The sequence below is a fragment of the Salinibacterium sp. CAN_S4 genome (genome assembly GCF_015752305.1).
Classification (GTDB): Bacteria; Actinomycetota; Actinomycetes; order Actinomycetales; family Microbacteriaceae; genus Rhodoglobus.
This window is the reverse complement of the sequence record NZ_JADOVB010000001.1, coordinates 1,195,843-1,212,017: the sequence shown is the minus strand read 5'-3', so window position 1 is coordinate 1,212,017 and position 16,175 is coordinate 1,195,843. Positions and strand designations below refer to the sequence as shown.

General features: G+C 64.8%; 13 protein-coding genes and 2 riboswitches. Of the genes, 9 read left to right on the top strand and 4 right to left on the bottom strand.

Going from position 1 to position 16,175, the window contains the following annotated elements; genetic code table 11:
- Positions 1-23: 23 nt before the first annotated feature.
- On the bottom strand, positions 24-743 hold the full coding sequence (locus IWX81_RS05980) for a J domain-containing protein (protein WP_199280278.1): 720 nt from the start codon (positions 741-743) through the stop codon (positions 24-26).
- 78 nt (positions 744-821) lie between these two features.
- Positions 822-1,958 carry a flavin-containing monooxygenase gene (locus tag IWX81_RS05975; protein ID WP_199280277.1) on the bottom strand — a complete coding sequence of 379 codons (1,137 nt, stop codon included), beginning with the start codon at positions 1,956-1,958 and terminating at the stop codon, positions 822-824.
- A gap of 206 nt (positions 1,959-2,164) precedes the next feature.
- On the opposite strand from IWX81_RS05975, the gene IWX81_RS05970 reads away from it, so the two are divergent.
- The 5 genes from IWX81_RS05970 to gcvP all read left to right on the top strand — a co-directional run bounded on the left by IWX81_RS05970 (position 2,165) and on the right by gcvP (position 9,290).
- On the top strand, positions 2,165-3,841 hold the full coding sequence (locus IWX81_RS05970; protein ID WP_334593233.1) for a VWA domain-containing protein: 1,677 nt from the start codon (positions 2,165-2,167) through the stop codon (positions 3,839-3,841).
- On the top strand, positions 3,820-4,545 hold the full coding sequence (locus IWX81_RS05965) for an LON peptidase substrate-binding domain-containing protein (protein ID WP_334593231.1): 726 nt from the start codon (positions 3,820-3,822) through the stop codon (positions 4,543-4,545). The genes IWX81_RS05970 and IWX81_RS05965 overlap by 22 nt, the downstream gene beginning before the upstream one ends.
- A 57-nt stretch (positions 4,546-4,602) precedes the next feature.
- Positions 4,603-4,706: riboswitch (glycine riboswitch) on the top strand.
- A 20-nt stretch (positions 4,707-4,726) separates the two neighbouring features.
- A riboswitch (glycine riboswitch) is annotated at positions 4,727-4,845 on the top strand.
- A gap of 31 nt (positions 4,846-4,876) precedes the next feature.
- The gene (gcvT, locus tag IWX81_RS05960; protein WP_334593229.1) at positions 4,877-6,007 is read left to right on the top strand and encodes a glycine cleavage system aminomethyltransferase GcvT; all 1,131 of its coding nucleotides are present in this window, start codon (positions 4,877-4,879) and stop codon (positions 6,005-6,007) included.
- 2 nt (positions 6,008-6,009) lie between these two features.
- On the top strand, positions 6,010-6,381 hold the full coding sequence (gene gcvH, locus IWX81_RS05955) for a glycine cleavage system protein GcvH (protein ID WP_199280274.1): 372 nt from the start codon (positions 6,010-6,012) through the stop codon (positions 6,379-6,381).
- Positions 6,381-9,290, top strand: coding sequence for an aminomethyl-transferring glycine dehydrogenase (gene gcvP / locus IWX81_RS05950; protein WP_199280273.1), 2,910 nt, complete (start codon positions 6,381-6,383; stop codon positions 9,288-9,290). The genes gcvH and gcvP overlap by 1 nt, the downstream gene beginning before the upstream one ends.
- 142 nt (positions 9,291-9,432) lie before the next feature.
- On the opposite strand, the gene IWX81_RS14960 is transcribed toward gcvP, so the two are convergent.
- Complete coding sequence (locus IWX81_RS14960; protein ID WP_334593352.1) at positions 9,433-9,576, bottom strand: hypothetical protein; 144 nt, start codon at positions 9,574-9,576, stop codon at positions 9,433-9,435.
- The gene (locus IWX81_RS05945; RefSeq protein WP_334593226.1) at positions 9,525-10,193 is read right to left on the bottom strand and encodes a CPBP family intramembrane glutamic endopeptidase; all 669 of its coding nucleotides are present in this window, start codon (positions 10,191-10,193) and stop codon (positions 9,525-9,527) included. The genes IWX81_RS14960 and IWX81_RS05945 overlap by 52 nt, the downstream gene beginning before the upstream one ends.
- Positions 10,194-10,619: 426 nt before the next feature.
- Between IWX81_RS05945 and IWX81_RS05940 the strand changes: the two genes are divergently transcribed.
- The 4 genes from IWX81_RS05940 to IWX81_RS05925 all read left to right on the top strand — a co-directional run bounded on the left by IWX81_RS05940 (position 10,620) and on the right by IWX81_RS05925 (position 16,020).
- Entirely contained in the window at positions 10,620-12,230 is a 1,611-nt protein-coding gene (locus tag IWX81_RS05940) for a peptide ABC transporter substrate-binding protein (RefSeq protein WP_199280272.1), read from the top strand.
- Positions 12,231-12,384: 154 nt separating this feature from the next.
- On the top strand, positions 12,385-13,314 hold the full coding sequence (locus tag IWX81_RS05935) for an ABC transporter permease (RefSeq protein WP_199280271.1): 930 nt from the start codon (positions 12,385-12,387) through the stop codon (positions 13,312-13,314).
- A complete protein-coding gene (locus IWX81_RS05930; RefSeq protein WP_199280270.1) occupies positions 13,304-14,266 on the top strand; it encodes an ABC transporter permease in 963 nt (320 codons plus the stop codon). The genes IWX81_RS05935 and IWX81_RS05930 overlap by 11 nt, the downstream gene beginning before the upstream one ends.
- Positions 14,263-16,020, top strand: coding sequence for a dipeptide ABC transporter ATP-binding protein (locus IWX81_RS05925; protein WP_199280269.1), 1,758 nt, complete (start codon positions 14,263-14,265; stop codon positions 16,018-16,020). The genes IWX81_RS05930 and IWX81_RS05925 overlap by 4 nt, the downstream gene beginning before the upstream one ends.
- The last annotated feature ends 155 nt before the right edge of the window (positions 16,021-16,175 follow it).

The window sequence follows — 16,175 nt, the reverse complement described above, 5'->3', positions numbered from 1 at the left end:
CACCCAGTCTGCCGCACGCGTTGCTAGGCGGTGGATGCCCGCCCGGTGGCCGTTCGTGTCGTGCGGTAGCTCGATACTCTCGGCGCCGCCACCCTCAGTGCGATCGCCGAGAAGAAGGACGCCGTGAGCGCGAACCAGACCCACTCGGGGCTCGAGTAAACGAGCGCGGTGACCGGCCAGATTCCGGATGCGGCGAGCGGCCACAGCAGCATCGAGGTTCCCAGGAGGAACCAGATGATCCGCGGGGGACGGGACAGGCCCGCCGCGATCCACAGCATCGCGACGATAACGGGTGGCAGCATGCGGGCAGAGATGCCGGTGAACGGGACCGAATACGTGACAGCAAAGACCGCGATGGTCGACAGCACGATGATCGAGATCGACGCGATAGCCAGGACGTCCCAGACGACGCTGCGGTGTTCGACCGGGGTGGCGCGAGAGGCCGGGCGGAAAGGGGTGCTCGGTCGCGGGACGTCGCGGCCGAACTGCGAGGTGCGCTCGGCTGTCGGAGCCGGGTGGTGCGGGCTCGCGCTGTGCGATGCCGGCCCATCCACGCGCGAGCGAAGGGCAGGGTCGAGAAGCACACGCTGCGCCTCGTTGAGTCGCAGCGTCATCGCCGCACCCGCGGCACCGGCTACATCCGGGTGGTACATCCGGACTAACCGTCGATACGCTGCACGAATCTCGTCTGCCGTGGCGTCGGGTGTCACGCACAGCAATTCGTAATGGGTCGGGGATTCCATTATGGGTTCAGCATAGGGCAGATTTGCCCCCCGAACGCGGGGTGCTGTGAATTCGCGCGAGGTGGGGCGTGACGTGCCCTAGCTGCGCTGCTTCACAACGCGCGCGATGCGTCGCGCGTCGATCGCGAGCTGCCGGATGTTGCCGGTGATCGGGTTCGAATAGCCGATGAAGTAGAGCCCCGGCGCGTTGTCGAGCTGGGCATCCGCGTTCACTTTCGGCCGTCCATTCCCGAGCAGTATGTCGAGGCCACCCACGAGGGATTCGAGCCCGCGCCGGTAGCCCGTGGCGACGACGATGGCGTCGGGGGCGATGGTGCTTCCGTCCGACAACCGCACCGCGCCATCCTCGAATCGATCGATCGATGCGACCACCATGACGGTCCCGGCCTTCAGTGCCCTGATGAGGCCCACATCGATCGTCGGCACCACATCGTCCCGCTCGAGCTGGGTCACGATTCCGCGCGGAGCCCTGGTGATTCCGTACCTGCTGAGGTCACCGATCACGATCTTCTGCAGCGCGCCGGAGATGATGTCCCTTGCCCGCCGCGGCAGCGGGGAGATCGACAGTACGAGCAATTGATTCGGGATCCCGACAACCGCGCGCGGCACGATGTTCGGCATGGTGCGCACCGAGAGCAGCACAGTGTGGCCACCCTCGGCGAGGTCGGCGGCGATCTCGGCCCCACTGTTGCCCGTGCCGACGACGAGCACGGTCGATCCCGTCACCTGGTCGGGATTCCGGTACTCGCTGGAATGGATGATCTGACCATGGAATGAGTCGACCCCATCCCACTCGGGTCTGAATGGCGTGTGGTTGTATCCGGTCGCGACTACCACGACCGTCGCATGGATGGTGCCGCGGTCCGTCGAGGCGAGCCATCCGTCCCCGTCCCTGGTCACCGATAACGCGGTGACCCCGAGCCGCACGTCGAGGGCATGAGTCTCGGTGTAGTCGCTGAGATACCTGAGAAAGTCGTCCCTGGCGACCCACTGGCCCATGGTCGAGGGGATCGGTGTGCCCGGCAGTGAGCTCAGACGCCGAGCTGTGTGCAGGTGGAGTCGGTCGTAATGCCGCGACCAGCTGGAGCCGACTCGATCGGCTTTATCGATGACGAGCACCGCCAGCCCCTGCGGCGTCAGTTCGGCGGCGGTGGCGAGGCCGGCTGGACCGGCCCCGATGACCAGAGCATCGACGCTCGGCGGAATCGCGGACATGTCGCAATTGAATCCGCGAAGCGGGGTCAGCGCAATACGTGGTGCCAGTCTCGGAATTAAGAGTGGAGTTCGCGTCGCCGCATGTTGTAGTGTCCCCTCTGGGGGATGGCGTGTTGTCGGTCCGACGGCTACGTGGCGCCGCTGCACCGACTGGAGAGCTCGTGGGCACCACCCGGCACCGACACCGAACCTCTTTTTTCACCCGGTTGAGACGGCGATGGTGGGCCATCCCGATCGTGCTCATCACCGTGGCCGCGGTAGCCGTAGCCGGCCTGCAGTTTCTCGGTCCTCGCCGGTTCGCGGACGCCGCGACGGCGCTGACCGGCGCCGTGACATCCGTCTCCGGAGAGTGTTCTGAGCGCGAGTCGATCGTCGTCGCGGCCGACCCGTCCATCGCACCGTCGCTGACGACGGTCGCCGAGGAGTTCGACCGGTCGAGCGGCAACTGCACGAGTACCGAGATCCGCTCCCAGGATTCGGCAGACACCTCTGCTCTGTTTGCGTCCGGGGTTGCCGGCGACCTGGATGCCTGGGTTCCCGACTCGAGCGCGTGGCTCGATCGTTCTGCGAGCGTGGCAACCTCGCTTGGTCGCGACGCTCCGCGCTTCGAGGTGGGGGATTACATCGCGAGTACTCCCGTCGTGTTCGCGACACCGGCGTCGAGGGTCTCCGATTTTTCGTCGGCACCGCTGAGTTGGGGGAGCCTGCTCACGGGCACCGTCGTGACGCTTCTGCCCGACCCCGAGTCGTCGGCGGCGAGTCTCGCCGGACTCGCTCAACTGAAGACCGTCACGTCCCCGGACGACCCGCGCCAGTTCGGAGGCGCGATGATCGAACTGGGCAAGACGATTCCGCAGTCAGCACAAGCAGCGTTCGAGACCGCCGGATCCGCGGCCGTGCCCACCGTCGTCCTGACCACTGAGCGGGAGGTTGCCGCATACAACTCATCCTCGCCGACGTCCCCGGTCATCGCGCTGTATCCGAGCGATGGAACCGTGGAACTGACGTATCCGTTCGTCGGGATCCTCGACGATTCGCAGGACAACGAGCCAGAGACGACCGGTGCTCCGCGCAAGATTCTCGCCGCGCTGGCCGCCGCCGCCCGCTCGGCCAGCGACGTACTCGCCGAGGCAGGCTTCCGTGACGCGAAGGGTGCGGGCGAACTGCGGCTGGCGGGGGTGCTCGCAACACCCACCGCGGCACAGTCGTCAGCGGAGCCCGCTGTGCAGATCGAGATCCTGCGCGCCTGGAGTGTGCTCACCCTGCGCTCCCGACTGCTCGTCGTGATCGACACCTCGGGTTCGATGCTCGACCCGGCCAGCAACGGACTCCGTCGAATCGACGTGTTCCAGCTGGCGGCAGGCGAGGCGCTATCCAGGTTCTCGGGAGAGGCCGAGCTCGGAGTGTGGGTCTTCTCCCAGAACCGGGTCGGAACCCAGGACTGGGAAGACCTGTCGCCGATCGCTCCGCTCGCCGACCCGGCGCATGTGCAGCAGATCAACGGCATAGTCGCGTCACTGCCGGACCGGGCCTTCGGCTACACCGGCCTGTACGACACGATCCTGGCGGCGGTGACCAGGGTCAAGGAAGACTACGACCCGTCGAAGGTCAACTCCGTGCTTCTCATCACCGACGGCTACAACGAGGACGACAATGGCATCGACCTCCAGACTCTGCTCAGCAGCCTGAAAGCTATCGAGGATCCGTCCAAACCGGTGCCCGTGATCCTCATCGGATTCGGACCAGACACCGACAGCGCGTCGATGAAGCAGATCGCACAATCGACCGGTGGCGCCGCGTACTCGGCGGTCGTGCCAGAAGATCTGGGCAAGGTGCTCGTGGATGCTCTCACGCAACGAGCGTGCCGTCCGAACTGTTCGTAGCCAATCGTTCCCTCGTGGGACTGGCAACCGGGCTCGAAGCATGGTTCGCTGGGGAAATGACCGCCCTGGCGATGTTCCCCCTCGGTTCCGTGCTGTTCCCCCACATGCCGCTCAGCCTCCGCATCTTCGAGGAGCGGTACATCGTCATGCTCTCGAGGGTGCTTCAGGATGAGCCGTCCGAATTCGGCACTGTTCTCATCGAGCGCGGCCAGGAGGTGGGCGGCGGCGAGAAGCGATTTTCCGTGGGCACCGTCGCAAGGATCGTGCAACTGGAGGCCGCGGAGGGATTCATCGGGCTCGTCGCCGAGGGGCAGGGTCGCATCACGATCGAGGAGTGGCTCGACGAGGATCCACACCCCAGAGCAACGGTGAGCGAACTTCCCGACCTCGAATGGGATGAGTCGTTGCTGCCTCTCCGGGAGCGGGCAGAGCAGCTCGTGCGCCGTACGCTCTCGAGGGCCAGCGAGTTCTCAGACCTCAGCTGGTCTCCGGATGTCGAACTCGCAGACGACCCTGTGGCGCACGTGTGGCAGCTCGCGGCGATCGCGCCGCTCGGCCCGCTCGACCAGATCCGGTTGCTCAGGTCGGCCACGATGTCCGAACTGCTCGACGGCATCATCGAGCACACGCTCGGTGTCGAGCTCTCCCTCGCGTCATCGTGGGTGGAGGATGGCGTCGACGATGAGGACTTTCCCGAGCCGTGACACGGCCGGTCGTCGCCCGCAGTTGCTAGGCTGGCCGCACAACTGAACATCTGGCCGCCACACGATGCGGGAGAGCCGAACGCTGCGCCTGGCGCAATGGTCGGCACCGAAGGAGCAAGCCTCCCCGCCAATCTCTCAGGTTCACGTACCGCACCGAGTTGTCCCCGCTGAGAAGCCCGGGCACGGCCGCTCTGAAAAGCGAAGCCCGCTGGGGACAGCACGGCTTCCGCCGAAGGTGAAAGCGAACCGAGGTCACTCTCGGTGCCGCGAAACTCTCAGGCCCATGACAGAGGGGGAGTTCCACCCGCAGCCATGCTTACAGGAGAACTCCGTGACCGATGATTCACCTGCCGTAGAAACGCAGCCCAGGCAGTCGCCGCTGCACGATGTGCACGCCGCTGCCGGCGCCAGCTTTACGGACTTCGCGGGATGGCTGATGCCGGTCCGTTACAGCTCAGACCTCGCCGAACACCATGCCGTTCGCACTGCTGCCGGCATCTTCGACATCTCCCACATGGCCGAGATCCTGGTCTCCGGCCCGGATGCCGCGGCCTTCCTCGACTTCGCGCTGGCCGGCAAGCTCTCCGCCGTCGCGGTGGACCAGGCCAAATACAGCCTGCTGCTCGACACGGCAGGCGGAATCATCGACGACCTCGTGGTCTACCGCAAGGCCGACGACTCCTTCCTCGTGGTCGCCAACGCCGGCAACCGGGTTCCGGTCGCCGAGGCTCTCGCTTCCCGCTCCTCCGACTTCGACGTCACGGTGGATGACCAGAGCGACGAGGTCTCTCTCATCGCCGTGCAGGGGCCGCGCTCACGCGAGATCGTTGCTGCGACTGCCGGCATCAGCGGCGTCGAGCTCGACGACCTCAGGTACTACTGGTGCACCAACGGCACGTTCGAGTCACTGCCGCTCATGATCGGCCGCACCGGATACACGGGCGAAGACGGCTTCGAGCTCTACATCCAGGCGGATGCCTCGGCTGCCCTCTGGGCGGCGCTCACGACCGCGGGTGAGCTGTTCGGCCTGCAACCCGCCGGGCTCGCGAGCCGGGACACCCTGAGGCTCGAAGCGGGAATGCCGCTGTACGGCCACGAACTCGGACTGGATACCCTCCCCGCTCAGGCCGGACTCGGCAGGGTCGTGAATCTCAAGAAGGAGGGCGACTTCGTCGGTCGCCAGGCCTCAGAGGTCGGTTCACCGGACGGCTCGCGAGTGCTCGTCGGGCTCGCGTCCGAGGGCAAGCGCGCCGGTCGGGCCGGGTACGCCGTGTTCGACGGCGACGTCGAGGTCGGAACGATCACGAGCGGCGCACTTTCGCCCACCCTGGGCTACCCGATCGCGATGGCGTATGTCGATCCGGGTGTGAGCGCACCAGGCACCGCGCTGGCAATAGATGTGCGGGGGTCGCGAGTCGCGGCATCCGTCGTAGCACTTCCCTTCTACAAGCGAGAGGCATGACCATGGCTGAACTGAATGAACTCAAGTACACGGCTGAGCACGAGTGGGTGCTCATCGAGGGCGATGTCGCGACAGTCGGCATCACCGCCTATGCCGCCGAGAAGCTCGGTGACATCGTCTTCGTCGAGCTGCCGAAGGTCGGCTCGACCCTGGCGGAGGGAACTGTGGTCGGCGAGATCGAATCCACCAAGTCGGTCGGCGAGCTGTTCGCCCCGGTCAACGGCACGGTCGTCGAGGCCAACGAGGCCGTCAGCGACAGCCCAGAGCTCGTCAACAGCGACCCGTTCGGTGAGGGCTGGCTTGTGAAAGTGCGATTCACCGAACTGCCCGAGCTGCTCGACCTCGCCGCATACACGGAACTGACGGGCGAGTGATGACCGAGCCGACTTTCGAGGAGCGTTTCGCCCAGCGTCATATCGGAACGGATGCCGCGGCTCAGGCCGCGATGCTCGCCGCGATCGGCTACGACACCGTCGAGGCCCTCGTGACCGCCGCTGTTCCGGCATCCATCGCGGTATCGCCGACGGTGCGCTCCAGCATCCCGGTCGCCGCCACCGAACGCGAGGCGCTAGCGGAACTCCGCGCATTCGCCGACCACAACACCGTCAACCGATCCATGATCGGCCTTGGCTACTACGACACGATCACCCCGGCGGTAATCAAGCGCAACGTGCTCGAGAACCCCAGCTGGTACACCGCATACACGCCATACCAGCCCGAGATCTCCCAGGGCCGGCTCGAGGCCATCCTCAATTTCCAGACCATGGTTTCCGACCTGACGGGCATGACCACCGCGAACGCGTCGATGCTCGACGAGGGCACCGCCGTCGTGGAGGGGATGTTGCTGGCCAGGCGCGCATCCGGAGTCGAATCGAACGTCTTCATCGTCGATGCCGACGCCCTACCGCAGACCAAGGCCATTCTCCGCAATCGCGCGGACGCCGTGGGAATCGAGCTCATCGAACTCGACATCGATTCTGCGGACATGGTGGACGCCTTCGGCCTCTTCGTGCAGTATCCCGGAGCCTCCGGTCGCATCGTCGACCCCTCGGCGGCCATAGCGGCGGTCAAGCAGAACGGCGGCCTCGCCGTCGTCGCGGCCGACCTGCTCGCCCTCACCCTCATCACCTCGCCCGGCGAGCTCGGCGCCGATGTCGCCGTCGGCACGACCCAGCGCTTCGGCGTGCCCATGGGCTTCGGCGGACCACATGCCGGCTACATGGCCGTGCGCAAGGGGCTCGAACGGCAGCTGCCCGGTCGCCTGGTCGGTGTGTCACAGGATGCCGTCGGCCACCCCGCCTACCGCCTCACCCTGCAGGCGCGCGAGCAGCACATCCGTCGCGAAAAGGCCACGTCCAACATCTGCACCGCGCAGGTGCTGCTCGCAGTGATGGCCTCGATGTATGCGGTCTATCACGGGCCGGATGGCCTCAAGCGCATCGCGACCTCTGTGCATCGCACCGCCCTGAACGCCGCCGCGCGCCTGCGGGCGTCGCAGGTCGAGGTCGTGCACGCCGAATTCTTCGACACCATCCTCGTGCGCGTGCCCGGTCGCGCGGCCGAGATCGTGGCAGCGGGATACTCCGCAGGGATCCTCTACGGCCTCGTCGACGATGACACTGTGCGACTCGCGTTCGACGAATCGAGCGCCGCAGACGCGGAGTTTGCCGACGCTGCACTCGCGCCTTTCGGCGTCGAGCCTGTCGCGGCCCGCGAGGCAGGCACGTGGCAACCGGCCTCCCCGGTGCCCGAAGCCCTGCAGCGCACCTCCGACTACCTCGCGCACCCCGTATTCAACACGCACCGCAGCGAGACGTCGATGATGCGCTACCTCAAGTACCTCGCAGACAAGGATTACGCGCTCGACCGCGGCATGATTCCGCTCGGCTCGTGCACGATGAAGCTCAACTCCGCCACGGAGATGGAGTCGGTCACGTGGCCGGAGTTCGCGGGCATCCACCCCTTCGCTCCGGTCGAAGACGTCGCTGGCTATCTTGTGATGATCTCCCATCTCGAGACCTGGCTGGCCGAGGTCACCGGCTACGACACAGTCTCGCTGCAGCCGAACGCCGGCAGCCAGGGCGAGCTCTCGGGCCTGCTCGCGATCCGCGGGTACCACCGCTCCCGCGGCGACGACCAGCGAACGGTGTGCCTGATCCCGTCGAGTGCCCACGGCACGAATGCCGCCAGCGCCGTGCTCGCCGGCATGAGTGTCGTCGTGGTCGCGACAGACAGCCTCGGCAACGTCGACCTCGACGACCTGAAGCTCAAGATCGCGCTGCACGCAGACTCGCTCGCGGCCCTCATGATCACCTACCCCTCGACCCACGGGGTCTACGAGCATGAGATCCGCGCGATCTGCGACTCCGTGCACGACGCCGGCGGCCAGGTCTACGTCGACGGAGCGAACCTCAACGCGCTGCTCGGTTACGCGAGGTTCGGCGACTTCGGGGGAGACGTGTCCCACCTCAACCTGCACAAGACGTTCTGCATCCCGCACGGCGGAGGCGGCCCTGGCGTCGGTCCCGTCGCCGCGAAAGCCCACCTTGCTCCGTTCCTGCCCGGCCACCCGATGGCCCAGAGCGCGCAGCACCCGGCCTTCGACCTGAACACCGGCCGTGAGGGCGAGTTCGTGCATGGGGGCGGACCCGTCAGCGCTGCGCCGTACGGCAGCCCGAGCATCCTGCCCATCTCCTGGGCCTACGTGCGCATGATGGGGCTGGATGGCCTGAAAGCCGCCACCGGTGCCGCGGTGCTGGCGGCGAACTATGTCGCCGCGCGCCTGCGCGATCACTACCCGGTGCTCTACGCGGGTGACAACGGGCTCGTGGCTCACGAGTGCATCATCGACCTGCGGCCGCTCAAGGAAGCGACCGGCATCGACAACAATGACGTCGCGAAGCGCCTCGTCGATTACGGATTCCACGCGCCGACCATGTCGTTCCCCGTCGCGGGCACGCTCATGATCGAGCCGACGGAGAGCGAAGACCTCGCTGAGATCGACAGGTTCATCGATGCGATGATCGCGATCAAGGATGAGGCCGACGCCGTGGCATCCGGAGTCTGGCCCTCCGACGACAACCCGCTCGTGAACGCGCCGCACACCGCGCAGGCCGTGATCGAGGGGGAGTGGGAGCACGCGTACTCGCGCGAGCAGGCGGTCTATCCGCTGCGCTCGCTCATCAGCCGCAAGTACTGGCCGCCCGTGAGGCGCATCGACAACGCGTTCGGCGACCGCAACCTGGTGTGCGCGTGCCCGCCGATCGAGGCGTTCGCCGACTGATCGGTTCCCCACGCCACTTTCATTATTCAGGAGGTGGTGTGAGGGGTGGGGCAGATGTGGCGGGTGGGGTCCCGTAGGTGACTCCACCCCCTCCAGCCCCACAACCTCCTGAATGATGAAAGGGTCGAGTGGATGCCGCGGCTCAGGCCGCGGGCAGCCCGAACAGTTGCGGGAACGCCGCCGCGGCCCACGGGTAGCCGATGAAGATCACCGAGTCGATGATCACGTGGGCGATCACGAGCGGAAGCACACGTCCGAAGCGGGTGTACAGCCAACCGAACAACATTCCCATGATGACGTTGCCGACGAACGCGCCGAAGCCCTGGTAGAGGTGTACGTGCCGCGCAGCAGGGCAGCGCCGACGATGATCTGCCACCGTCCCCAGCCGAGGTCGCGCAGCCTCGCGAACAGGTAGCCGATGACGATCACCTCTTCGGTGACACCGGCGTCGATGGCCCGCAGCAGCAGCACGGGCACCGTCCACCAGTACGTGTCCAGCGCTGAGGGATTGACCGTGGTGTTGAGGTTCAGCGCCACGCCTCCGAGGTAGACGACGATTCCGCCGGCACCGACGATGAGTGCGAGTCCGAGCCCGGTGAGGGCGTCACGGCCGGGTCTCGTGAAGTCGATTCCCAGTCGGCCGAGGTGTGGTCGTGTCGCCTGCCAGAGCAGGAACACCACGAGAGCCACCGGGACCAGGTCGAAGAACACGGCCATCAGCTGGTAGATCAGGTCGAAGATCGGCCGGTCGCTGAGCGAGTTGTTGATCGAGGTGGTCTGCTGTGAGAGAGCCTGTTCCCGCGTGAGTTTATTGGCGAGGGAGACAACCGAATACGCGGCGGATGCCCCGAGTGAGAGCCCGAGCACGATGCCGATCTCGGCCCAGAGCCTCGGTCGCGACATCCCATCACGCTGCAGGCCCGACAGCGGCCGACTCACTCCGGAGCCGCCGTGAAGGCTGGCATTCCGTTGGGGAACGCACCGTCACACCGCGAGAAACCTGTTGTGCGGACTCGACAGTAACCGGTACCCACATCGACGGATGCTCTGGGAGTTTCCGACAGTGTGCTGTTGCTCACCTTTCGATCGTACGCCGATCACCTTGCTGATTATGAGCGCCCGGGCCAGATCAACGCAATATTCATGTGTGCGAGATCGATTCAGCGACATAATCCATCACGAAAAGAGAGAAATTCACGTTCGCGTCATTCGGGCTTCATGTTTCCGTCTACAGTTTTGAGAAGAGTATGTCCCCGATTAGGGTGCTAACACCAAGCGCGCCGTTGCACACGATGCCACGTTGTCGCTCATCTTTCACCAGGAGGAAAATTGCGAAACTTTAGAATCGCCTCTGCAGCGGGAGGCCTGGTTTTGACCGCGGCACTCGTGCTCACGGGCTGCGCTGCCACTGATGGCGGCGGCGACAACGCCGGTGATTCCACCGCCGTCATCACGGTGAATGGCTCAGAGCCGCAGAACCCGCTGATCCCGACCAACACGAACGAGGTCGGTGGCGGCAAGATTCTGGACAGCATCTTCGCAGGGCTCGTCTACTACGACGCCGACGGTGCGCCGAAGAACGACGTTGCAGAGTCGATCGAGACGACCGATTCCCAGAACTACACCATCACGATCAAGGCAGACCAGAAGTTCAGCAACGGTGAGGCAGTCACAGCGTCCTCCTTCGTCGACGCCTGGAACTACGGTGCCCTGCTCAGCAACGAGCAGCTCAGCAGCTACTTCTTCGAGTCGATCGAAGGCTTTAGCTATGACGAAGACAGTGAACTGAGCGGTCTGGCCGTCGTCGATGACACCACCTTCACCGTGAAGCTGAAGCAGCCGGAGTCCGACTTCCCGCTGCGCCTCGGCTACTCGGCGTTCTTCCCCCTGCCGGCTGACGCACTGACCGATCCTGCTGCTTTCGGCGAGGACCCGATCGGCAACGGACCGTACATGCTCGACGGCGAAGGCGCCTGGAAGCACGACGTCAGCCTGAAGGTCATCCCGAACCCGGAGTACACGGGCGACCGCGTGCCGCAGAACGGTGGGGTCGACTTCATCTTCTACGCGACGCAGGATGCCGCATACGCCGACCTCCAGGGTGGAAACCTCGACGTGCTCGACGCCGTGCCCGACAGCGCATTCGCATCGTTCGAAGACGAGTTCGGCGACCGCGCCATCAACCAGCCGGCCGCGATCTTCCAGTCGTTCACGATCCCGCAGGATGCCCCGCACTTCTCTGGCGACGAGGGCAAGCTCCGTCGCGCAGCGATTTCGATGTCGATCGACCGCCGACAGATCACCGACGTGATCTTCGAGGGCACCCGCACCCCGGCAACCGACTTCACCTCACCGGTGATCGATGGTTACTCAGACAGCCTCGAGGGCGCTGACGTGCTGGACTTCAACCCGGACGAGGCGAAGGCGCTGTGGGCTGAGGCCGACGACATCTCGCCGTGGGACGGACAGTTCCAGATCAGCTACAACGCTGACGGTGGGCACCAGGGCTGGGTCGAGGCCATAAGTAACTCGATCAAGAACACTCTCGGCATCGAGGCCTCAGGTAACCCGTATCCCACGTTCGCTGCGATCCGCACCGAAATCACCGACCGTACGCTCAAGACGGCGTTCCGCACGGGATGGCAGGCCGACTACCCGGCGCTGTACAACTTCCTCGGCCCGATCTACGCCACGAACGCTGGCTCGAACGACGGTGACTACTCGAGCGCCGAGTTCGACGGTCTTCTCAGGGAAGGAGCGGGGGAGTCGGACATCGAGGCTGCCAACGGTCTCTTCCAGCAGGCACAGGAGGTTCTGCTGAAGGACCTTCCCGCCATCCCGCTCTGGTACTCCAACGCGACCGGCGCCTACGGCTCCGACGTGGACGGTGTCGAGTTCGGCTGGAACTCGGTACCCACGTACTACGAGATCACCAAGTAATAACCTGCACGGCCGGATGATTCCGGCCCCCGGGGCGGCGGCACGTTGCCAATGGCACAGTGTCGCCGCCCCGGGCATGTCCAGACCCGGACACTTTTGAAGGAGAATCCTGTGTCAATTCTGCGAAACCTCGCAAAGGTAGAAGACTAGAACGATGGTCTGGTACATCCTCCGGCGTATTCTCCAGGTCATTCCGGTGTTCCTCGGGGCAACGCTTCTCATCTATTTCATGGTCTTTGCCCTGCCGGGCGACCCGATTGCTGCGCTGGGCGGCGACCGTGGACTCAACCCGGCCGTGGCCGATGCCATCCGTTCCCGGTACCACCTCGACGAGCCCTTCATCGTGCAGTACCTGTATTACCTCCAGGGCATCTTCACCGGAAACCTCGGCACGACCTTCTCGGGCCAGCCGGTTTCCGAGATCCTGGCCAGGACCCTCCCCGTTACCTTCAGGCTCGCGGTCATCGCGATCATCATCGAGGCCGTCGTCGGCATTCTGATCGGTCTCACCGCCGGGCTGCGCAAGAACGGTGTCTTCGACACGGTGTCCCTGCTTCTCTCGCTCGTTCTCATCTCGATGCCGATCTTCGTGTTGGCCTTCCTGGCGCAGTTCGTCTTCGGGATACAGCTCGGATGGGCCCGCACGACAGTGAGCGGCGAGGCTCCCCTGAATGAGTTGATCCTTCCGGCGTTCGTTCTGGCGTTCTTCGTCGTCGCGAACGTGATCAGGCTCACCCGCACCTCGGTCATCGAGAACCTCGATGCCGACTTCGTACGCACGGCTACAGCAAAGGGGCTCAGCCGGCCACGCATCATCCGCGTCCACGTGCTGCGTAACTCTCTCATCCCCGTCGTGACGCTCATCGGAACCGACTTCGGCCTGCTCATCGTCGGTGCGACGGTCACCGAGGGCATCTTCAACGTGCCCGGCGTGGGAAACACCCTCTTCAAGGCGATTCTTCTCAGTGAGGCGCCGACGGTCGTGTCGTTTGTGACCGTATTCGTAATCGTGTACCTGGTTTCCAACCTGCTGGTGGACATCCTGTATGCGTTCCTCGATCCAAGGATCCGTTATGGAAAATAGCCCGAACTCACGGTCGTCGCTCAGCGAGACCCATTTCGTCGCGTCGCTCGACGAGACGCCGCTTCAGGAGACCGACAGCGTCGCTGAAGACTCGAGACCGAGCAACCTCTACATCGACGCGTGGCGTGATGTCAGGAGCCGTCCCCTGTTCTGGATCTCGGGCGTCTTCATCCTCCTGATCATCGTCGTCTCGATCTTCCCCGGCCTCTTTACGCAGATCGACCCCCGACTGTGCGACCTCGGCCAGAGCAACGCCGGCCCGTCGGCGGCTCACATCCTCGGTACGACAAAGCAGGGCTGCGACGTGTACGCGCGGATCATCTTCGGCACATCCACGTCCCTGACCGTCGGCATTCTCGCGACGATCATCGTGACCATCATCGGAGTGATCTTCGGAGCACTCGGTGGATTCTTCGGCCGCTGGGTCGACGCGATCCTGTCCCGCATTGGCGACATCTTCTTCGCCATCCCGTACTTCCTCGCTGCGGTAGTCGTGATGTCGGTATTCGTGCAGTACCGCAACGTCTTCGTCATCGCGCTGGCGATCGGAGCGTTCGCGTGGCCGGGAACAGCAAGAATCCTCCGAGGGCAGGTGCTGTCTGTCAAGAACGCCGACTACGTCACCTCGGCGACGGCACTCGGAGTCGGAAAGTTCACCATCCTCTGGCGTCACGTGCTTCCCAATTCGATCGCTCCCGTGATCGTGGTCACGACCATCGGTCTCGCTGGCGCGATCGTGGCCGAGGCGACGCTGTCGTTCCTCGGCGTCGGATTGCCGCCGTCGGTGATGTCCTGGGGCAATGACATCAGCGCCGCGCAGCGCGACCTCCGCAACAATCCGATGACTCTCGTGTGGCCATCGATCGCCCTCACCAGTACCGTGCTGGCGTTCGTGGTCATGGGCGAAGTGATTCGAGACGCGCTAGACCCGAAAGCGAGGGCCCGCCGATGAGCCAGCCAACTCTCAACAACCCGATGGACGATCGTCGCATCGGCGCTCCACTGCTCGAGATCCGCGACCTGCAGGTGGCATTCGCCACCCAGAGCGGCATGGTACCGGCCGTCAACGGCGTCGACCTCACCCTGCTCCAGGGCGAGACGCTCGCCATCGTGGGCGAATCCGGATCCGGCAAGACCACCACCGCGCTGTCTGTCATCAACCTCCTGCCCGGCGCTGCGCAGATCACCGGCGGCAGCATCCTGTTCGATGGTGTCGACCTGACCAAGCTCTCGGAGAAGGAACTCGAGAAGGTGCGTGGCAAGCAGATCGGATTCGTGCCACAGGATCCGATGTCGAACCTCAACCCGGTCTGGCGCATCGGTTTCCAGGTGGAAGAGACTCTCGTGGCCAACGGTAAGGCGACACGTGGAAAAGACGCCAGGGCCAAGGCCATCGCCGTGCTGGAGCAGGCCGGGCTAAGCGATGCGAAGGATCGCATGCGCCAGTACCCCCACCAGTTCTCGGGCGGAATGCGCCAGCGAGTGCTCATCGGTATCGGTCTGTCGTCCACGCCAAAACTGCTCATCGCGGATGAACCCACCTCCGCCCTCGACGTGACTGTGCAGCGCGTCATCCTCGATCACCTCGCGAAACTCACCGCCGAAAGCGGCACGTCGGTGCTGTTCATCACGCACGACCTCGGTCTCGCGGCTGAGCGGGCCCAGAAGCTCGTCGTCATGTACAAGGGTCGCGTGGTCGAGGCCGGCCCGTCGGTCGAGTTGCTGCAGAATCCGCAGCATCCATACACCAAGCGACTCGTCGCCGCAGCGCCGAGCCTTGCATCCCAGCGACTGCAGCGCAGTTCGACGACAATCTCCACCCCGGATCTTCGCAACGATGAAGGGGTCGACGTCGACCTGGTCGCCACGGCAGAGGATCGTGCCGCGCGCGCGGCAAAGGCGCTCACGGCGCCCCCGGCCGTGCAGGTCGAGAATCTGACCAGGGTCTTCCAGATCAGCTCGGGCAAGTTGCGCAGCGAGCCGTTCACCGCGGTCGACTCCGTATCGTTCTCGATTGCCAAGGGCACGACCACGGCGCTGGTGGGAGAGTCCGGATCGGGAAAGTCGACAGTGGCCAGGCTCGTCCTGAAGCTGGATGAGCCGACCTCCGGTCGCATCGTCGTCGACGGTCGCGACCTCGCAGACACCAAAGGCAAAGACCTCCTTGCGCTTCGTCGCCGTATGCAGCCGGTGTTCCAGGATCCGTTCGGATCCCTCGACCCGCTGTACAACATCGGGTCGACGATTGCCGAACCCCTGGTCGCTCACCGCGTGGGAGGCCGCCGAGAGCAGCGCGCCCGCGTGCTCGAGCTGCTCGACCAGGTGTCCCTGCCGAAAAAGCTCGTCGACCGTTACCCCAACGAACTCTCGGGCGGCCAGCGCCAGCGTGTCGCGATCGCCAGGGCGCTCGCGCTCAAGCCGGATATCGTCGTGCTCGACGAGGCAGTGTCTGCGCTCGACGTGCTCGTGCAGGCGCAGATTCTCGCGCTGCTCGGTGAGCTGCAGTCCGAGCTCGATCTGACCTACCTCTTCATCACGCACGACCTCGCCGTCGTGCGTCTCATCGCCGATAACGTGTGCGTGATGCGCAAGGGGAAGATCGTCGAGGCGGCATCCACCACCGAGGTCTTCGACAATCCGCGAGAGCAGTACACCCAGGAGCTGCTCGCAGCTATCCCCGGGGCCGGCATCAAGCTCGGCGTCTGATTCTCCCGGGCCCACACGGGTGGCTCATACACGCTGGGCGGACAGCGCGGTGCGCGGTCACCGCGCAAGAATTGTGCGTCTCGATGAAATTCGGCGCAAAATTGTCGCGCTGGTTGTGGATTAATACACTTCTCGTTACCAACGTGTAACGTTTC